The 17,707-nt window shown below is 67.3% G+C and carries 12 protein-coding genes; 8 read left to right on the top strand and 4 right to left on the bottom strand.

What is annotated here, in order from left to right; translation table 11 throughout:
* Positions 1–44: 44 nt before the first annotated feature.
* Positions 45–833, bottom strand: coding sequence for an EAL domain-containing protein (locus G7A98_RS08550; RefSeq protein ID WP_163649241.1), 789 nt, complete (start codon positions 831–833; stop codon positions 45–47).
* A 501-nt stretch (positions 834–1,334) separates the two neighbouring features.
* On the opposite strand from G7A98_RS08550, the gene dctP reads away from it, so the two are divergent.
* The 5 genes from dctP to G7A98_RS08525 all read left to right on the top strand — a co-directional run bounded on the left by dctP (position 1,335) and on the right by G7A98_RS08525 (position 7,826).
* A complete protein-coding gene (dctP, locus tag G7A98_RS08545; RefSeq protein ID WP_163649240.1) occupies positions 1,335–2,504 on the top strand; it encodes a TRAP transporter substrate-binding protein DctP in 1,170 nt (389 codons plus the stop codon).
* Between the two features lie 113 nt (positions 2,505–2,617).
* Complete coding sequence (locus G7A98_RS08540; protein ID WP_163649239.1) at positions 2,618–4,816, top strand: TRAP transporter large permease subunit; 2,199 nt, start codon at positions 2,618–2,620, stop codon at positions 4,814–4,816.
* 197 nt (positions 4,817–5,013) lie between these two features.
* Positions 5,014–5,919, top strand: a complete 906-nt coding sequence (locus G7A98_RS08535) for a MurR/RpiR family transcriptional regulator (RefSeq protein ID WP_240464714.1) — start codon at positions 5,014–5,016, stop codon at positions 5,917–5,919.
* A 41-nt stretch (positions 5,920–5,960) separates the two neighbouring features.
* On the top strand, positions 5,961–7,289 hold the full coding sequence (locus G7A98_RS08530; protein ID WP_163649237.1) for an aminotransferase class I/II-fold pyridoxal phosphate-dependent enzyme: 1,329 nt from the start codon (positions 5,961–5,963) through the stop codon (positions 7,287–7,289).
* Positions 7,290–7,436: 147 nt separating this feature from the next.
* A complete protein-coding gene (locus G7A98_RS08525) occupies positions 7,437–7,826 on the top strand; it encodes a DUF4168 domain-containing protein (protein WP_163649236.1) in 390 nt (129 codons plus the stop codon).
* Positions 7,827–7,901: 75 nt separating this feature from the next.
* Here the strand turns inward: G7A98_RS08525 and G7A98_RS08520 are convergent, their stop codons facing one another.
* Positions 7,902–9,473 carry a BCCT family transporter gene (locus tag G7A98_RS08520; protein ID WP_163649235.1) on the bottom strand — a complete coding sequence of 524 codons (1,572 nt, stop codon included), beginning with the start codon at positions 9,471–9,473 and terminating at the stop codon, positions 7,902–7,904.
* A gap of 277 nt (positions 9,474–9,750) precedes the next feature.
* Between G7A98_RS08520 and G7A98_RS08515 the strand changes: the two genes are divergently transcribed.
* Both G7A98_RS08515 and G7A98_RS08510 read left to right on the top strand, forming a co-directional pair.
* Entirely contained in the window at positions 9,751–9,990 is a 240-nt protein-coding gene (locus G7A98_RS08515; protein WP_163649234.1) for a hypothetical protein, read from the top strand.
* A gap of 388 nt (positions 9,991–10,378) precedes the next feature.
* Positions 10,379–12,751, top strand: coding sequence for a bifunctional diguanylate cyclase/phosphodiesterase (locus G7A98_RS08510; RefSeq protein ID WP_163649233.1), 2,373 nt, complete (start codon positions 10,379–10,381; stop codon positions 12,749–12,751).
* Positions 12,752–12,793: 42 nt separating this feature from the next.
* On the opposite strand, the gene G7A98_RS08505 is transcribed toward G7A98_RS08510, so the two are convergent.
* Both G7A98_RS08505 and G7A98_RS08500 read right to left on the bottom strand, forming a co-directional pair.
* The gene (locus G7A98_RS08505) at positions 12,794–14,557 is read right to left on the bottom strand and encodes a methyl-accepting chemotaxis protein (protein ID WP_163649232.1); all 1,764 of its coding nucleotides are present in this window, start codon (positions 14,555–14,557) and stop codon (positions 12,794–12,796) included.
* A gap of 373 nt (positions 14,558–14,930) precedes the next feature.
* Entirely contained in the window at positions 14,931–16,214 is a 1,284-nt protein-coding gene (locus G7A98_RS08500) for an aromatic ring-hydroxylating dioxygenase subunit alpha (protein ID WP_163649231.1), read from the bottom strand.
* A gap of 374 nt (positions 16,215–16,588) precedes the next feature.
* Between G7A98_RS08500 and G7A98_RS08495 the strand changes: the two genes are divergently transcribed.
* Positions 16,589–17,695, top strand: a complete 1,107-nt coding sequence (locus tag G7A98_RS08495; protein WP_163649230.1) for a hybrid-cluster NAD(P)-dependent oxidoreductase — start codon at positions 16,589–16,591, stop codon at positions 17,693–17,695.
* Positions 17,696–17,707 lie beyond the last annotated feature (12 nt).

Raw genomic sequence — 17,707 nt, 5'->3', positions numbered from 1 at the left:
ATAAACGCTCATTGTTTTGCGCTGCCTTGCCGCCCGGCCGCCGGTCACCCCGCCGGTCGTCCGTCGCCGTGAACCTCGCTGAAGCGCTCGGGCGGTACGCTCGGCAGGGCTTCCACCGCCGGCCGGGCGAAGTAGTAGCCCTGCTGGCGGGCAATCCCCGCCCGATAGAGCCAGCGTGACTCGGCCGGGGTTTCCACGCCCTCGGCGATCAGCCGGCAACCGAGCCGGTCGGCGAGGGCGACCAGCGTCTCGACCAGCATCTGGCGGCGCGGATGGCTGTCGATCCCCATCACCAGCTGACGGTCGAGCTTGAGGGTGTCGGGATGCAGCTCGGTGAGCAGGTCGAGATTGGCGTAACCCGCGCCGAAATCGTCCAGCGCGGTGGAAAACCCCATCTGGCGGTAGTCGTCGACGATGCGCTTGAGGTGCTGGCGGTCGGTAACGGCCTCGCTCTCGACGATCTCGAAGTTGATTCGCTCGGTCGGCCAGGCGTGGCGCCGGGCGGCTTCCATGGTTGCCTGGATGCAGGCGGCCGGCTCGTAGACGGCGTTGGGCAGGAAGTTGATCGACAGCATGGCTTGCATTTTAAGGCGGCTGGCCAGTTCGATGGCCTTGACACGGCAGGCCTGGTCGAAGCGGTAGAGCAGCGCGTCGTTCACTTGCTGCAGGACCTGCCAGGCCGATTCGCCCTGGTTGCCGCGGACCAGGGCCTCGTGGGCCACGACACGGCGTTCGTCGACGTCGACGATGGGCTGAAAGGCCATGGTGAAATCGAACGGCAGGGGCTGGTCGCAGCGACCGCAGTGGCCGTCGACGCGTGCACAGTGGGTCATGGTAACGCTCCCTGGTGGCTACGGAGGCGGTGTCGGGCGACCGCTCGTCGTGTGCTTTTGCAAGGGTGGATAGTGGCGGATCGGCTACCCGGCAGTATACCCCGGCCTGCCGACGGGGCGTGCCCGGCGGTGGCCGAGTCGGCAGGAAAGCCGGCCCGCAAGGGCGGGAAATGCCCCGGTGGCGTTCATGGCTCTCTCTCGCGGGGCCCCGGGCCGGGCACAGAAGCGGCCGCGGAAGGTCGTGCTTTGGTCTAAAAGGTTGAATTGGCTGGATAACTGGTATGACCACAGCGGGCCGCACGGGGCGTGGCCGGCGGCCCGTTGGCGGGTGTCGGGCGGCATCGGGGGTGGCCGTAAGCGTTGACGACGCCAGTGGTCAGCCAACGCAACTCGGCTACTGTGAACAGCGGGACGTACTGCCGCGTCAGGCAGAACGGGTAGAACAACAAGCCACATCACCCTGCATCCGCCAGGGTGGCCTGATTCCCAGGAGACCTTGCCATGCAAGACAAAACGCCCAAGACGCCTGCCACCGATGCTCAAGCGACCGATAACCTGAGCGCGACGGTGTCGCAATCCACCACGCGGCGCCGCTTCCTCAAGGGCGCCGCCGTGGGCTCCGCCGCCGCCGTCGCGGCCCCCTGGGTCGGCAACGTCCAGGCCCAGCAGGGCATCCAGATCCGTATGCAGTCCTCCTGGCAGCCGGGGACGACCGGGTACAAGACCTTCGAGACCTGGGCCAACAGCGTCCAGGAGCTGACGGGCGGAGAGGTGACCATCAAGCCCTTCCCGGCCGGCGCGGTGGCCGGGGCCTTCGAGGTCGCCGATGCGGTGCGCAACGGCGTGCTCGACGGCCAGAACTGGTTCACCGTCTACTGGCCCGGCAAGATGCCCGCCGGGGTGTTCCTGACCGCCTATCCGATGGGGCTGTCGATGCCGCACCAGTGGGACATGATGTTCGGTGCCTACGGCGGCTTCGGCATTGCCAAGGATCTCTATCACAAGCAGGGCCAGGAACTGCTGGGCTACGTCCACCACGACCTCAACCTGATCCATTCCAAGGTGCCGCTGAGAAGCTTCGACGACTTCAAGGGCATCAAGCTGCGCATGCCCGGCGGGATCGTCGCCGAGACCTTCGCCTCGATCGGCGCGCGGACCACGCTGCTGCCCGGCTCCGAGGTGTACCCGGCGCTGGAGAAGGGCACCATCGACGCGGCCGACTATACCGGCGCGGCGGTCAACTACGAGCTGGGCTTCTGGCAGGTGGCCAAGTACATCATCATGGGCCCGCCCTCCACGCCCTGCCTGCACCAGGCCGTCGACCTGATGGACATCGCCGTCAACCGGCGCGTCTACGAGCGCATGTCGCCGCAGACCCAGGACCTCATGCACGAGCTGGTCTCGGCCTATTCCCGCGATCACTACGCGGCGATCCAGAAGGCCAACGCCGAGGCCTGGCCCAAGTACCGCGAGAAGGGCGTGGAGATCATCCACCTCTCCGAGGACGACGCCGACCGCTTCCGCAAGGCGGCGATCCCGCTGTGGTTCAAGTGGGCCAACAAGGACCCGGACGCCGCCAAGCTGTTCCGCGCCCACCTGAAGACCATGCAGGACCCGGCGGTGGCCCTGGTGACCGACGAGGACATCAAGGACTACTCGCTGGACGCCTGACCCGGCGCCTGCCGGACTCTCCCCGCCCCGGCAGCGCCGGCGGCGGGGCACTCTGACGACATGAATGCTTGGCACCGTCGCGGTTCCCTGGCCGCGCTGACGGGAGAGGTGCAATGAACCTAGAAGTCAATTTCGTGCTGCCTCACTGGCTGTACTGGGCGGTCCTGCTGGTCCTGCCGCTGGTAGTGATGTTCCTGGTCGATCGCAGCTTTCGGCGTGGCGGTCGGGTCAGCGGTTCGACGGCCGGCGAGGTGCCGGTATCGTCGCACGAGGGCGCCTTTCATCCGCCGGGCAATGGCCTGACGCGAATCATCGACAGGATCTCCGGGTTCTCGGGACGCTACGTGGCCTACTGGGCGTTGATCGCACCGTTCGCCTACTGCTATGAGGTGTTCGTCCGCTATGCCCTCAACTCGCCGACCAACTGGGTCCACGAGTCGATGTTCCTGATGTTCGGCATGCAGTACCTGCTGGCGGGCGCCTATGCGCTGCGCGAGGGCGGGCACGTGCGGGTCGACATCCTCTACACCCGGGGCCGCCCGCTGACCAAGGCGGCGCTGGATTTGATGACCTCGATCTTCTTCTTCGTCTTCGCGCTGGCGCTGCTGACCACCGGCTGGACCTTCTTCTCGCAGTCGATGGACCAGAACGGCGTGTTCTTCGCCAGCGGCTACGCCAACGAGGTGTCGTTCACCGAGTGGGCGATCCAGTACTACCCGATCAAGTTCACGCTGTTCCTCGGGGCGCTGCTGCTGCTGCTGCAGGGCCTGGCGCAGCTGATCCGCGACTATCAGTCGTTTCGCCACGCCCTGCCGACGCGTGACGGCAACGTGCCCTTCGCCTGGTTCCTGGTGATCCTGGCCATCGTGCTGGGGGCGATCACGCTGTTCGAGATCGTCAACATCGTGGTCAACGACTATCAGCCCTTTGCCCTGAGCGTCGAGCACAGCCTGGCCAACGTGGGCATCGGCGCGCTCACCGCGCTGATGTTCGGCTCGTTGATGATCGTGCTGATGGCGGGGCTGCCGCTGGCGTTCGTCACCGGCGGGCTGGGGGTGATCTTCCTCTACCTCGTCGGCGACCAGTTCATGCTCAACATGATGCCCTCGCGCATCTTCCCGATGATGACCAACTACCAGCTCTCGGCGATCCCGCTGTTCATCTTCATGGCGGCGGTGCTCGAGAAGGCCGGTCTGATCGAGGAGCTGTTCGACGTCGTCTACAAGTGGATGGGCGGCCTCAAGGCGGGCCTGGCGATCGCCACCATCGTCGCCTCCACGCTGCTCGCGGCGATGGTCGGCGTGATCGGTGCGGCGGTGGTGACCATGGGCCTGATCGCGCTGCCGGCGATGCTCAAGCGCAACTACGACCCGGAAATCGCCCTGGGCTCGATCATGGCCGGGGGCACGCTGGGCATCCTGATTCCGCCGTCGATCCTGGCGATCATCTACGGCGTGGTCGCCCAGCAGTCGGTGGGCGAGCTGTACCTGGGGTCGCTGATTCCCGGGTTGATGCTGGCCGGCATGTATGCCTTCTACGTGTGGTTCCGCGGCAAGCTCAACCCGCGCACCGCGCCGCCCCTGCCGCCCGAGGACCGGGTCAGCATGAAGGAGAAGCTGCGTCTGCTGCGCAACATGCTGGCGCCGATCACCCTGGTCGTCGTGGTGCTGGGGGTGATCTTCACCGGCCTGGCCACGCCGGTCGAGGCGGCCGGCATCGGCACCTTCGGCGCCATGGTGGTGGCCGCCATGCACGGCCGGCTGACCTGGCCCAACCTGCATGCGGCGTGCATGACCACGCTGGTGGCCACGGCGATGGTGATGTGGATCATCTTCGGCGCGACCATCTTCGTCGGCTTCTACATCCTCCAGGGCGGCCAGAGCTTCGTGCAGGAGCTGATCTCGGGCGCCGGGCTGGGGCCCTACGGCGTGCTGGCGATCATGATGCTGCTGCTGATCGCGCTGGGCATGTTCCTCGACTGGGTGGGCATCCTGCTGCTGGCGGTGCCGATCTTCGTGCCGCTGATCCAGCCGCTGGAGTTCGACGGGCTGTTCGGCCTGCCCGGGGTCTCGGCTGCCGATGTCTCGCTGTGGTTCGGCGTCATCTATCTGGTCAACATGCAGATGTCGTTCCTGAGCCCGCCGTTCGGCTATGCGCTGTTCTACATCAAGGGGGTCTGTCCGCCGCACATCACCATGGCGCAGATCTTCCGCTCGTCGCTGCCGTTCCTGGGCATCCAGGCGCTGGGCCTGTTCCTGGTGATCGTGTTCCCGGCGCTGATCACCTGGCTGCCGGACCTGGTCTACGGCTGATCGTGGCGTTCCCGTCGCCTGGCGGGGAAGCGACGGCTCACGACACGGGCGCCTGCGGGCGCCCGTTTTCATTGGCGGCGAGCTGGATCGGTGGCCCGACGACCGGAAATGATAATAAATTTTCATTTTGAAAATTTATTTGCAAATCGCCGCCGGCCATCCTAGCCTGAGGCCATGATCGGGCAAGAGGCATGACCATGAAGCAGGACGCGGCCCCCGCCGACTTCGATACGCTGCAGGCCTGGCTGCCCCGGCTGCGCGAGGGCGATGCGGCCCTGCCGCGCCTGTCGCCCAGGGCGCTGGCGCTGCTCGAGTCGCTGGTGGCCGAGCCGGAACAGGTGGGCGTGTCGACCATCTCGCAGCTGGCCGAGCGTCATCGCGCCAATGCCTCGATGCTGACGCGCCTGTCGCAGGCCCTGGGCTTCTCCGGCTTCAAGGCCTTCCAGGCGCTGTTCCGCCGCGACCTCACCGGCAGCACCTTCTACTCTACCCGCGCCGAGCGCCTGCTGGACTTCGGCGAGACGCCCGAGGCGGGCCCTGATGCCTTCCAGGACCAGGCGCTCTGGCAGCAGGAGATGGCCAACCTGTCCGCGGCCGTCAGCGGGCTCGACGCGGTCTGCCTCGAGCGTGCCGTCGAACGCATCCTGAGCGCACGCCGCGTGCACGTGGTGGGGCTGCGGGCCAGCTACGGCGCCGCGCACTACCTGGCCTACTACCTCGACTACCTGCGCCGCGACGTGCAGCTGGTGTCGTCCCAGGCGGGCGTCACCGTCGAACAGGCCCTGCACCTGGACGCCAGCGATCTGGTGATCGGCATCGCCTTCCGCCCCGAGACCCGCATCAGCGTGGACTACTGCCGTCTGGCGGTGGAGCAGGGCGCGGGGCTGATCGCCCTGACCAATCACGCCCGCTCCCAGCTGGCACGACTCACCGACTGCACCCTCACGGCGCCCGCCGAGGGGCCGTTCTTCTTCAATCCCATGAGCAGTCTGTTCCTGCTGGTGGAGCTGCTGCTCTCCCGCCTGGCCCGGGAAATGGGCAGCGAGGCGGTGGCGGCGATCCGCCGTCGCGAGGCGTTGATCGCCCGCCTGAACATCGAATGACCCGGCGATCCCCACCCCCAGCGCCTTCCAAGGAGGCCACGATGACCACCGCGATCCATCACGACGACACGTCCGAACCCTTTCCCGCCGAGTCGGCGTCTCTCGCCCAGCGGCTCGAGGCCGGCTATCGGCAGGCCGAGGCGGCCACGCCGTCCTCGGATACCCTGCTGATCAACGAGCAGTCGCGTCTGCTCGAGGCGGGCGGACGCCGCATCCACAAGTTCGGCTTCGGCCAGTCGCCGTTCCCGGTGTTTGCGCCGGCGGTGGCGGCGCTTGCCGAGCATGCCGGCGAGAAGGCCTATCTGCCCGTGCAGGGGCTGCCGGCGCTGCGCGAGCAGGTGGCGGCGTTCCATCGGGACACCGACGGGACGGCCTGGGAGGCGTCGCGCGTGGTGGTGGGGCCGGGCAGCAAGCTGCTGCTGTTCGCCCTGATGAAGTCGCTGCCGGCGGCGGACATCCTCATTCCCGCGCCGGCCTGGGTGTCCTACGCGCCTCAGGCGCGTCTGGCGGGGCAGCGCGCGGTGCGCCTCGAGGCCGACTTCGCGACCCGCTGGCAGGTGACCGCCGAGCAGCTGGACGCCTGCTGCCGCGACGCTCCCGAACGGCTGAAGGTGCTGATTCTCAACGCGCCGGGCAACCCCACGGGGCTGTCGCCGGATGCCGAGAGCCAGCAGCGCCTCGCCGAGGTCGCCCGCCGCCACGGGGTACTGGTGCTGGCCGACGAGATCTACGCGATGCTCGACCATGCCGGTGCACATCGCGCCTTCGCCCGCGACTACCCCGAGGGCACGGTGACCACCAGCGGCCTGTCCAAGTGGTGCGGGGCCGGCGGCTGGCGGCTGGGCGTCATGCATGTGCCGGCGGCGCTGGGCGACGCGCTGTTCCAGCGCATCATCGGTCTGGCCTCGGAAACCTGGTCGAGCGTGACCAGCCCCGTCCAGTACGCGGCCATCACCGCCTATACGCTGACCCCGGCGCTGAGAGCCTATGTCGAGCGCCAGCGCATGATCCTGGCCGAGCTGGGGCAGCTCTGCGCGAGTCGGCTGGGCGAGGCCGGGGTGCGGGTGCATGCGCCGGATGGCGGCTTCTATCTGTTCCCGGATTTCGGGGCCTTCCGCGAGTCGCTGGCCCGGCGCGGGATCACCACCAGCGCCGAGCTGACGCGTCGGCTGCTCGACGAGGCGGGCGTGGCCCTGCTGCCGGGCAGCGCCTTCGGCTGTCGGCCGGAGCAGTTGACGGCACGCCTGGCCTATGTTGATTTCGACGGTGCCAGCCTGCTCGAGGCGCAAGGCCCGGTGCGCGAGCACCCGGCGAGCCGGTCACTGCTGGAGGGAATCGAGGCGATCATCGCCTGGCTCGAGCGGGATTGAGCGTCCCGGGGGCGGCCTGTCGCTCCCGGCCGACGGATGTAGAGGCGGTGGAACTTGAATTTTCAATACGTTACAGGAAATTCAGGAACCCTCGCGGAACACCGCCGTCAGAGTCCGTACACGTTACACTCAATCTGGAGGTTATCGATGCAAAAGCTCACAGCCCTGTTCGCTGCGACGCTGCTCACGGCCGGCATGATCTCGGCCCCCGCCATGGCCCAGGACACCGGCGGCCAGGCTCAGCAGCAGACGCAGCAGGCCGCGCCGACGGCGCAGGACTTCACCGATGAGCAACTGCAGCAGTTCGCCGATGCGTCGCAGCAGATCGCCGCGATCTCGCAGAAATACACCCAGAAGCTGCAGGGCACCGACGACCAGTCCAAGCAGCAGGCGATCCGCAAGGAAGCCAATGACAAGATGGTGTCCGTCGTGCAGGACAGCGGCCTGACCGTCGAGACCTTCAACGCCATCGGCCAGGCGATCCAGCAGGATCCCGAGCTGATGAAGCGGGTCCAGGGAATGGCCAACAAGTCCTGAACCGGACCCGTGCCGGGCATGGCCCGGACGTGACGACAACGGGGCGCCGCGGCGCCCCGTTGTCGTGTGTGGCCCTCAGGAAGCGGCCGCGGCCAGGGTGAGCCGGTGCTCGTCGTGCAGGCCCTTGTAGAGGCTGAAGCACATCGCCAGCAGCACCACCGTGAAGGGCAGCCCGGTGGTGACGGCACCTGCCTGCAGCGCATCCAGGGCCTGATTGCCGCCGCCATAGAGCAGGGCACCGGCGATCATGCCCTCCAGCGTCGCCCAGAACACGCGCTGACTCTTCGGGGCGTCGAGCTTGCCGCCGGCGGTGATGCTGTCGATCACCAGCGAACCCGAGTCCGACGAGGTGATGAAGAACACCAGCACCAGCACGATCGCCAGGCTCGAGGTGATACCGCTCAGGGGCAGCTGCGCCAGCATGTGGAACATTGCCAGCGAGACATCGTCGATGCCCCCGGCCAGCGCGCCGACCCCGCTGGCGGCCTGGTGCAGGGCGGTGCCCCCGAAGGCGCTCATCCACACGATCGTCACCAGGGTAGGAACCAGCAGCACGGCGATCAGGAATTCGCGCACGGTGCGCCCGTAGGAGACCCGGGCGATGAACATGCCGACGAACGGTGACCAGGAGATCCACCACGCCCAGTAGAAGACCGTCCAGCCGTGGAGCCAGGTCGTGTCATCGCGGCCGATCCAGTTCGACAGCGGCAGGATGTGGGTCAGGTAGTCGCGGGTCGCGCCCCCGATGCCGGCCAGGATCGTCAGCGTCGGGCCGGCAACGATGACGAACAGCAGCAGGGCGGCGGCGATCACCATGTTGATGTTGGAGAACAGCTTGACGCCGCCGTCGAGCCCCCGCCACACCGAGAACAGCGCGATCGCGCTGACCACCACGATGATCGCGATCTGGGTGCCCAGCGTGTCGGGGACACCGAACAGATAGGCCAGGCCGCCGGCGGCCTGGGTGGCGCCGAGGCCGAGCGAGGTGGCCAGGCCGAAGATGGTCGCCAGCACGGCGACGATGTCGATGATGTGGCCCGGCCAGCCCCGGGTCCGTTCCCCCAGCAGCGGATGGAAGGCGGAGCGCAGGGTCAGCGGCAGGCCCTTGTTGAAGGCGAAGAAGGCCAGCGACAGGGCCACCACGGCATAGATCGCCCACGGGTGCAGGCCCCAGTGGTAGAGGGTGGCGCCCATGGCGGCGCTCATCGCCTGGGGGGTGCCGGCGGGCACGTTGAGCGGCGTCCCGTACCAGGCGGTGTAGTAGGCCACCGGCTCGGCGACGCTCCAGAACATCAAACCGATGCCCATGCCCGCGGCGAACAGCATGGCGAACCACGACGGGTAGGAGAACTCGGGGCGGGCCGCCGGGCCGCCCAGGCGAATGCGGCCCACCGGCAACACGATCATCGCCAGGCAGAAGACCACGAAGAGGTTGCCGGCGATCATGAACAGCCAGTCGAAATGCTCGATGGCCCAGGTGCGGGCCGCTACCATCTGGGTATTGGCCGCGTCCGGGTAGACCAGGGCATAGATGATGAAGCCGAGGATGGCGACCGCCGACAGGGGGAAGACCGGATGGTGGAAGTCGAGCCCCAGCACTTGCGTGTTGTCCTGCCCCGGCCGCAGGGCGGGTTCATCGTGTTTCATGGGCGTTCCTCTTGTGTTGTTGTAACGCGGTGGCGCGCGGCGTGCGCGACTCGGCGATTCTTCGCCCGACCCGGGTGGCGTGATTGCCTGAAACCGACGCGGGCGTACATGCTCGCGGCGCAACGCGCCGGGGTTGTCTGGTTGCGACCTGGAGCTGGTCATGCCCGGCAGGCGGCCGACGGGCGCGATTGCATGCCGGCCGCCGACAGGTGAGTATCAAGGTGAAAGCCCATGTGTGCCGGCCGGGGCCGGCATCCGACGACGGGAGGGGACGGTGATGATGATTGTCGAACTGATCGACGGCGATGACTTCCGTTCACGCCTGCAGGCGCTGGACATTCGTCTGCCCGAGCATGCCTGCCCGGAAACCTGCGCGAGGATGGCGATACGCAAGCATCTCGAGGTCGGGGTGCCCGGCCTGCCGGCGCTGATCGAGGAGCTCATGGCGCATACCGATGTCATGCTGCCGTCGGTGCGCCAGGCCATCGAGCACTTCATGCTGCCGGCGTTGCGCTGACGCCGGCAGCGGGGCGTGGGTCGGCCGCCCGGGCCTGTGCGGGCGGCGAGGTCGTGATTCCCGGGATCGTCCATCGGTCACCATAGGGCTATCACAGTTAGGCATGACGAGGGGGGCCGGGGGCAGGCCGAAGAGAGGGTCCGACGCCGGGGATGGCGTCGGTAGCGCCCAGGCAGGGGGTCACAGCGCCCCCTCGCAGGCTTGTCGACGGCTCAGTCCCGAGCCGACAACGCTAACTGCGATGGCCCTGTCGGTCGCCATGCAAGCGTGGCATCGCCGGCGGCCGGGACCTATAATGCGCGGCTTTCGCCACGCGGCATGCGTTCTCTCGTGCTGGCGGTGGGCAAGCCTCGCCGCCTGTCTCATTCATCGACCCCACAGGCATGCGATGAAAGCTGGGCTTCTCCTCGTTCTCGGCCTGATGGCATTGACCCTGGCGAGGCCGGGGCTGGCGCAGGTGCCGCCCCCGGCCGTGCCGACGGGCCATCCAGTCAGCAACGTGCTGATCCTGGCCTCGTACCATGACGGCGACGAATGGACGGACAGCCTGGTCAGCAATCTGACCTATTACCTGCGCGGCAAGGTCAACCGGGTGCGCGTCCACTATCTGGATGCCCGCGACCTGCCGCGTGCCCGTTACCTGAAGAACTTCGCGCTCTACAGCAACGGCAACCGCCTGGCGCCGTACGACCGGGTGATCCTGCTCGATGACCCGGCGCTGCGCTTCTATCGCGAGTACGCGAGCTGGTTCCCCGACCGGCACCCGATTGCCATCGGGGTCAACGATCCCGGGCTGGCCGAGGTTGCCGCGCGCGAGGGCGTGGTGCTCGCCGATACCCACTCGGCGGTCATCGATACCGTGCAGCTGGCGCGCGAGATCAGCGGCCGCAACCGGCTGCTGCTGGTGCATTCGGCGACCCGCGCCGGCCTGCGCCTCCGCCACCAGATAATGCCCCGGGTGGAGGCGATGGGATTCGCGAGCGTGGCGGCTCGCACCTGGCGTTCCCTGTACGACGACGATGTCGATGCCTCGGAGTATGCGATCGTGGCGCTGGATGCGCCGCTGCAGCTGGCGACTCATCACGCCGTCGACTCGCTGGCGTCACATTTTCGCCGGCAGCTGGGCGATGTCTTCTGCGCGCTGGATTACCTGACCCCCTTCGGCTGCGTGGGCGGTTCGTTCGTCAACGTGGCGAGCCTCTCGCAGCAGGTGGCCCGGCGTGTCTCTCGGGAGGCGGGCTCGCCGACCCCGCTGATGGTGCCCCAGCAGCTGTCGCTGGAGCCGCAGCTGCTTGACCGGTTGCCCGAGGGCGTCGACGTCAAGGTGCTGGGCGAGACGCCGGGCCTGGTGTCGCGCTGGGCCGGATGGCTGATCGGCGGGCTGAGCCTGCTGTTGATCACCGGCGCCCCGGGGGCCTGGGTCCACCTGCGCATCAAGCAGCGCCAGATTCGCCGCGTGCGTCGCGAATCGACCTATGATGCACTGACCAACCTCTACAATCGCCAGGCGATGCTCGCCGCCCTCGACGAGCGCATTCGCGACGGCGAGCCGTTCACGGCGATCTACATCGATCTCAACGGTTTCAAGGAAATCAATGACGCCTTCGGCCACGCCCAGGGCGATACGCTGCTGCGCCTGTTCGCCGCGCGTCTGCGCGAGAGCGCGGGACGCCAGCCGGCCGTGGGGCGCATGGGCGGCGACGAGTTCCTGATTCTCTGCGGCCGGGAAACCCCCTGCCACGAGCTGGCGGAGCTGCTGCTGAGAGCCCTGAAGCGCCCCTTCGAGGTCGGCGGCAACGAGTACACGCTGGGCTGTTCGATGGGCCTCGCCCACTATCCACTGCATGCCCGGAGCGCCGCACAGCTGCTGAAGTGCGCCGATGCCGCCATGTATGCCGCCAAGGAGGATCGCGAGGACAGCCTGGTCGAGTTCACGAGCGCCATGCTCGACGCCCAGACGTATCACGCGGAGCTTTCCAACCTGCTGGAACAGGCGCTCGCGGCGGGCGGGGCGGGCCTGAGCCTGGCGATCCAGCCGATCCATTCGCTCGAGCGTCGGGGCTGGTGCGCCGGCGAGGTGCTGCTGCGCTGGGAGCATGCCGAGCGCGGGCCGATCAGCCCCGGCGTGTTCATTCCCATCGCCGAGGCCAGCGACCTGATCATCAAGCTCGGCGACTGGGCGCTGGAGACGGTGCTCGCGCGGCTGGCCGACGAGCCGGCGCTGGCGCAGCTCGACTACCTGTCGTTGAACCTCTCGCCCAAGCAGCTCTACACGCGGCGCTTCGTGGACACGGCCCTGGCCCTGACCGCCCGCCACGGCATCGATCCCGGGCGCATCTCCTTCGAGCTGACCGAGCACGTCAAGCTGCTCGATCGCTCGACGCTGACCGCCGAGATCACCCGGCTGCGTCGGGCGGGGTTCCGGGTGGCCCTGGATGACTTCGGCACCGGCTACACCTCGATCAGCTTCCTCAAGGAGATCCCCTTCTCGAGCATCAAGATCGACCGCTCGCTGATCGCCGGCCTGAGCGATCGCGACGCGCAGGAGGCCCGCGGCATCATGGATGGCCTGCTCTACCTGGTGAAGCGGCTGGGCCGCGGCGTGGTCATCGAGGGGGTGGAAACTGCCGAGGAGGTGGAGATTCTGCGCGCGATGGGCGCGGATCTGCTGCAGGGCTACTACTTCCAGCGCCCGCTGGCGTGGCGCGACTTCTTCGCGGCGCTGCCGGCCAGGGCGGGCCGGCCGGCGGCCTCGTCGTGACAGGCAGCCGGTCCGCCGGGCCGTGCCCGGCGGACCGGTGGCTCAGAAGGACTCCCAGGCGTCCTCTTCCGGTTCCCGAGCCGGCTCGGCGCGGGAGCGGGATGACTCGCGGGCCGGCGGCAGGGCGGTGGACGGCCGGCGCGTCGACCCCAGCGCGGGGGCGGCGGGCGCGGTGTCGTCGCCGAGCACGAAGTGGTTGATCAGGCGGGACAGGTTCTCGGCCTGATGGCGCATGTCCTCGGCGGCCATGGAGGTCTGCTGGACCATGGAGGCGTTCTGCTGGGTCATGGTGTCCATCTCGGCGACCGCCGTGTTGATCTGGCCGATGCCGCTGCTCTGCTCCTTGGCGCCGGCGCTGATCTCGGCGATCACGTCGGAGACCCGGGTCACGCTGGTGACGATCTCGCGCATGGTCTCGCCGGCATTGCGCACCAGGTCGGCGCCGGTTTGCGTATGGCGCGTCGAGGTGTCGATCAGCTCGCGAATCTCCTTGGAGGCCTCGCTGGAGCGGCTGGCCAGGGAGCGGACTTCCTCGGCGACCACCGCGAAGCCGCGACCGTGCTCGCCGGCCCGCGCCGCCTCGACCGAGGCGTTGAGCGCCAGGATGTTGGTCTGGAAGGCGATCGAGTCGATCATGGTGATGATCTCGCTGATCTTCTCGGCCGACCCATTGATGTCGCGCATGGTCTGCTCGACCTGACCCATGGCGGTCTCGCCGTCCTGCGCCACACGGCTGGTCGACTGCACCAGCTGGTTGGCCTGGGCGGCCGACTCGGAGGAGTGGTTGACCGTGGCGGTGATCTCCTCCATGGAGGAAGACGTCTGCTGCAGGTTGGCGGCGGCCTGTTCGGTGCGGCTGGAGAGCTCCTGGCTGCTGTGGGCGATGTGGCCGACGGCCTGGCTCACGCTGCGCGTGCTGGCGCGAACCTCGCGCAGGGTTTCCTGCATGCGGCTGACGAAGGCGTTGAACTGGGTCGCCAGCGCACCGATCTCGTCGTCACTGCGTACCGGCAGGCGCCGGGTCAGGTCGCCCCGGCCGCTGGCGATGTCCTTCATGGCCTCGGCGGTCTCGCGCAGCGGCCGCACGGTGCGCCGGACCAGGTAGCCGACCACCAGCGCCACGATCACCAGCATGCCCAGGCCCAGCAGGACCACCCGGATGATCGCCGTGCGCAGTTCCGCGGCGGCGGTGGCACGAATCTCCGCCATGGCCTGGTCGATTTCGGTGACATAGACCCCGGAGCCGAGCATCCAGCCCCATTTCTGGATACCGGCGGCGTAGGAGTACTTGGGTTCCGGCTGCCGGGTATTGGGGTTGGGCCACAGGTACTGATAGAAGCCGCCGCCGTTCTTGGCGACCTGAATCATGTCCTTGACCAGGAAGTGCCCCTGGGCATCCTCCTTGTCCAGCATGTCGGTCCCTTCCAGCTTGCGATTGTGGGGCAGGACCAGGTTGGTGCCCTGGTAGTCGTAGACGAAGACGTAGTTGTTACCGTCGAAGCGCAGTCGGCGCAGGATGTCCTTGGCACGCTCCTTGGCGGCCTGGTCGTCGGGACCGGCCTCGGCGACGATCGGCTCGATTGCCGACTTGGCGGTCTCGACCACATTCTTGACCGACTGCTTGCGCGCATCGATGAGCATCTGGCGCTCTTCGGCCAGGGTCTTCTGGTTGTCGTCGATGCGATCGAGGATGGTGAGGGCGACCAGGCCGCTGGTGACGAGCATCAGGGGCACCAGGACCAGGATCATGACCTTGGCTTGCAGGCCGAGCGACGACCAGCGTCTGGTCAGGATGTTGCGACTCATGACAAGTGGGACTCCTGCATCAAGGGGGTGTGGCGTTATCGGTATCGTTTGCGGCAGGAATTTCCATGTCGTCGCGTCGGGCGCCGCTGCGTCGGGCGCCGCTGCGTCGGGCGCCGCTGCGTCGGGCGCCGCCGCGCCGGCGTGCGGTGACGCTGGAATCCTGCCTTGTCTTGGCTTTAGCTGGCGTGACTGGCCCTCTCCGGGGCCATGAAGGGGGCGATGACGAGTCGGGCTCGTTGCCCCCGTGGGGAGTTATCGGCCGATGCATCGCGGAGTTTAGGGTGTGGAAGCACGCTCCACGAAAAAGCCCGGCCTGGTGGCCGGGCGGAATGCCGTGCGCGACACGGGAAGCGGTGGGGCTGTCGGCGGGGCGTCAGCCGCGGGCCAGGTGCAGCGCCGGGGCATGACCGAGGTTGGAGAGCATGCGTTCGCTGTACCAGTCGACGAAATCGATCACCCCGAACTCATAGGTCTCGGAGTAGGGGCCGGGCTGGTAGGCCACGGAGTTGATGCCCCGCTGGTTCTCCTCGGCCAGGCGGCGATCCTGATCGTTGGTGGCGTCCCATACCCGGCGCAACTCGTCGGGCTGGTAGTCGACGCCCTCGACGGCATCCTTGTGCACCAGCCACTTGGTGGTGACCAGGGTACGCTGCGGCCCCAGCGGCAGGACCCGGAAGACCACCGCGTGATCGCCCATGAAGTGGTTCCAGGAATTGGGCAGGTGGAGGATGCGCAGCGAGCCCATGTCGGGGCTGGTCAGACGTCCCATCAGCTTCCGGCAGCCGGGCTGGCCGTCCAGGGTCATCGACACCGTGCCGTCGAGCAGCGGGGTGCGCGTCAGGCGGTTGCGCTTGCCGATGCGGGCGAGCTGCCAGGGCACATCTTCGGCCTCCCAGTCGGCCTGCTTGCGTGCCACCAGCGCCTTGTAGGACTCGGTCGCGCGCGGGTCGTCGGTGTCGTCGAATTCCTGCAGCGAGTTGAGCAGTTCCGGATGTGCGCCATTGCAGTGATAGCACTCGCGGTTGTTCTCGATCACCAGCTTCCAGTTGGCCTGCTCGACGATGCTCGACTCCGCGGCGACCTTCACCTCGTCCATCCGGTAAGGCTCGAGATACGTCTCGAGGGTGGCCAGGAAGTCGTCGATGGCCGGCGGCTGCTCGGCGAGGCTGATGAACAGGAAGCCGCCGGCACTGCGCACGTGAACCGGCTTGAGCCCGTAGAGTGACAGGTCGAAGTCGTCGCCCATGTCGGTGCCGGCAAACAGCAGCCGGCCGTCGAGTTCGTAGGTCCACTGGTGGTAGGGGCAGACCAGCTTGGCCACCTTGCCCTTGTCCTTGACGCAGAGCCGCGAGCCCCGGTGACGGCAGACGTTGTGGAAGGCGTGAATCCGGCCCTCCGCCCCGCGGACGATGATCACCGAGTTGTCGCCGACCTCGACGGTCATGAAATTGCCCTTGGCGGGAATCTCGCAGGTCATGCCGGCGAACAGCCACTCCTTGGTGAATATCTCCTGCATGTCGAGCGCGAACAGCCGCGGGTCATTGTAGAACGCCTGGGGCAGCGAGAAGTGCCGGTCGCGTTCGTGAAGCAGGTTGGCGGTGGCCTCCTTGACGTTGGCCAGTGGGTCATCGAAGGCAGTCTGGGCTATCAGGTCCATGGCGTGGAATCCTCATGCATCGCGGCCTCCCCCGAGGACGGCGATTAGGGTCGTGTGGGTCGAGAAATCGAGAGGCGTGGTACCGGCGGGCGACGTCCTGTTGTCACCTCGGCTTGTGCCGAGTGTGGCGGAGCGGTCGAGGACGAGGTTGTCTGGAGGCGACACGAGCCGATATTCAGGGCGACGTGGTCGTCGCGCAGCGCGGTGGTGCATGGCCTGACGGGCATGCGTGCGTCGTTGCCAGACAAGTGGCCCGGCGCGCGCCTACCCAGAATTGCCGTACGGCGATCCCTCGGGGACGAGATCGAGGGCGGCGTCGCGGCCCTCGCGGGCCAGGGTTCCGGCAGCTCACGATCCGGCAGGCAGAGACAGCAATGACAATGAACTTCTTCAACCCGGTTACCACTCAGACCTGGACCAATGGCCGCCACCGGGTGCGCTGCGTCAAGGTGATCCAGGAAACCCTGGATGTGCGAACCTTCTGCTTCATGGCCGAGCAGCCGGTGCTGTTCTTCTTCAAGCCCGGGCAGTTCGTCACCCTGGAGCTGGAGATCGAGGGCGAGCCGATCATGCGCTCGTATACCATCTCCAGTTCACCATCGATTCCCTACAGCTTCTCGATCACCGTCAAGCGCCTGCCCGACGGCAAGGTGTCCAACTGGCTGCACGACAACCTCAAGGTCGGCGACGAACTCGCCGTGCACGGACCGGTGGGCGACTTCAACGCCATCGATCACCCGGCCGACAAGGTGCTGCTGCTGTCCGGCGGCGTGGGCATCACGCCGTTGATGTCGATGACGCGCTGGTTCTTCGACACCAATGCCAACATTGACGTCGAGTTCGTCCACAGCGCGCGCTCGCCGGGCGACGTGATCTTCCATCGCGAGCTGGTGCACATGTTCTCGCGCCTGCCCGAGTTCAAGCTGCACGTGGTCTGCGAGAACAAGTCGGACATCGGCGAGGCCTGGACCGGCTACCGGGGGTTCCTGACCCAGGCGATGCTCGAGCTGATGGTGCCGGACTACCTCGAGCGCGAGATCTTCTGCTGCGGACCGACGCCCTACATGAACGCCGTCAAGAAGATTCTGCGCAGCAACGGCTTCGACATGGCGCACTACCATCAGGAGTCGTTCGGTGCCACGCCGCTGGATGTGCGCGAGGACGTGCGCGAGCTGGCCGAGCAGGCCGAGGCGGAAGCCGAGGATCTCGACTACAGCGACATGGTGCAGGTGGAATTCACCGGCACCGGCAAGAGCGTGCGTATCCAGCCGGGCGAGACGGTGCATGCCGCGGCCTCCAAGCTGGGGCTGCACATCCCCAAGGCCTGCGGCATGGGCATCTGCGGCACCTGTCGGGTGGGGCTCAAGTCCGGCGAGGTGGAGATGGACCACAACGGCGGGATCACCGACGAGGATATCGCCGAGGGCTACATCCTGTCCTGCTGCAGCCGGCCCAAGGGCGATCTGGTGGTGGATTTCTGAGCCGGGTCGGCT

Source organism: Modicisalibacter sp. 'Wilcox', assembly GCF_010993675.1.
Taxonomy (GTDB): domain Bacteria; phylum Pseudomonadota; class Gammaproteobacteria; order Pseudomonadales; family Halomonadaceae; genus Modicisalibacter; species Modicisalibacter tunisiensis.
This window is presented reverse-complemented; position numbering and strand designations above follow the sequence as displayed.

Coding starts and splice junctions, on each gene's coding strand:
- G7A98_RS08525 (WP_163649236.1), top strand. CDS start 7,437: ATGCAAAAGCTCACAGCCCTGTTCGCTGCGACGCTGCTCACGGCCGGC.
- G7A98_RS08550 (WP_163649241.1), bottom strand. CDS start 833: ATGACCCACTGTGCACGCGTCGACGGCCACTGCGGTCGCTGCGACCAG.
- G7A98_RS08530 (WP_163649237.1), top strand. CDS start 5,961: ATGACCACCGCGATCCATCACGACGACACGTCCGAACCCTTTCCCGCC.
- G7A98_RS08505 (WP_163649232.1), bottom strand. CDS start 14,557: ATGAGTCGCAACATCCTGACCAGACGCTGGTCGTCGCTCGGCCTGCAA.
- G7A98_RS08500 (WP_163649231.1), bottom strand. CDS start 16,214: ATGGACCTGATAGCCCAGACTGCCTTCGATGACCCACTGGCCAACGTC.
- G7A98_RS08520 (WP_163649235.1), bottom strand. CDS start 9,473: ATGAAACACGATGAACCCGCCCTGCGGCCGGGGCAGGACAACACGCAA.
- G7A98_RS08535 (WP_240464714.1), top strand. CDS start 5,014: ATGAAGCAGGACGCGGCCCCCGCCGACTTCGATACGCTGCAGGCCTGG.
- G7A98_RS08540 (WP_163649239.1), top strand. CDS start 2,618: ATGAACCTAGAAGTCAATTTCGTGCTGCCTCACTGGCTGTACTGGGCG.
- G7A98_RS08515 (WP_163649234.1), top strand. CDS start 9,751: ATGATGATTGTCGAACTGATCGACGGCGATGACTTCCGTTCACGCCTG.
- dctP (WP_163649240.1), top strand. CDS start 1,335: ATGCAAGACAAAACGCCCAAGACGCCTGCCACCGATGCTCAAGCGACC.
- G7A98_RS08510 (WP_163649233.1), top strand. CDS start 10,379: ATGAAAGCTGGGCTTCTCCTCGTTCTCGGCCTGATGGCATTGACCCTG.
- G7A98_RS08495 (WP_163649230.1), top strand. CDS start 16,589: ATGACAATGAACTTCTTCAACCCGGTTACCACTCAGACCTGGACCAAT.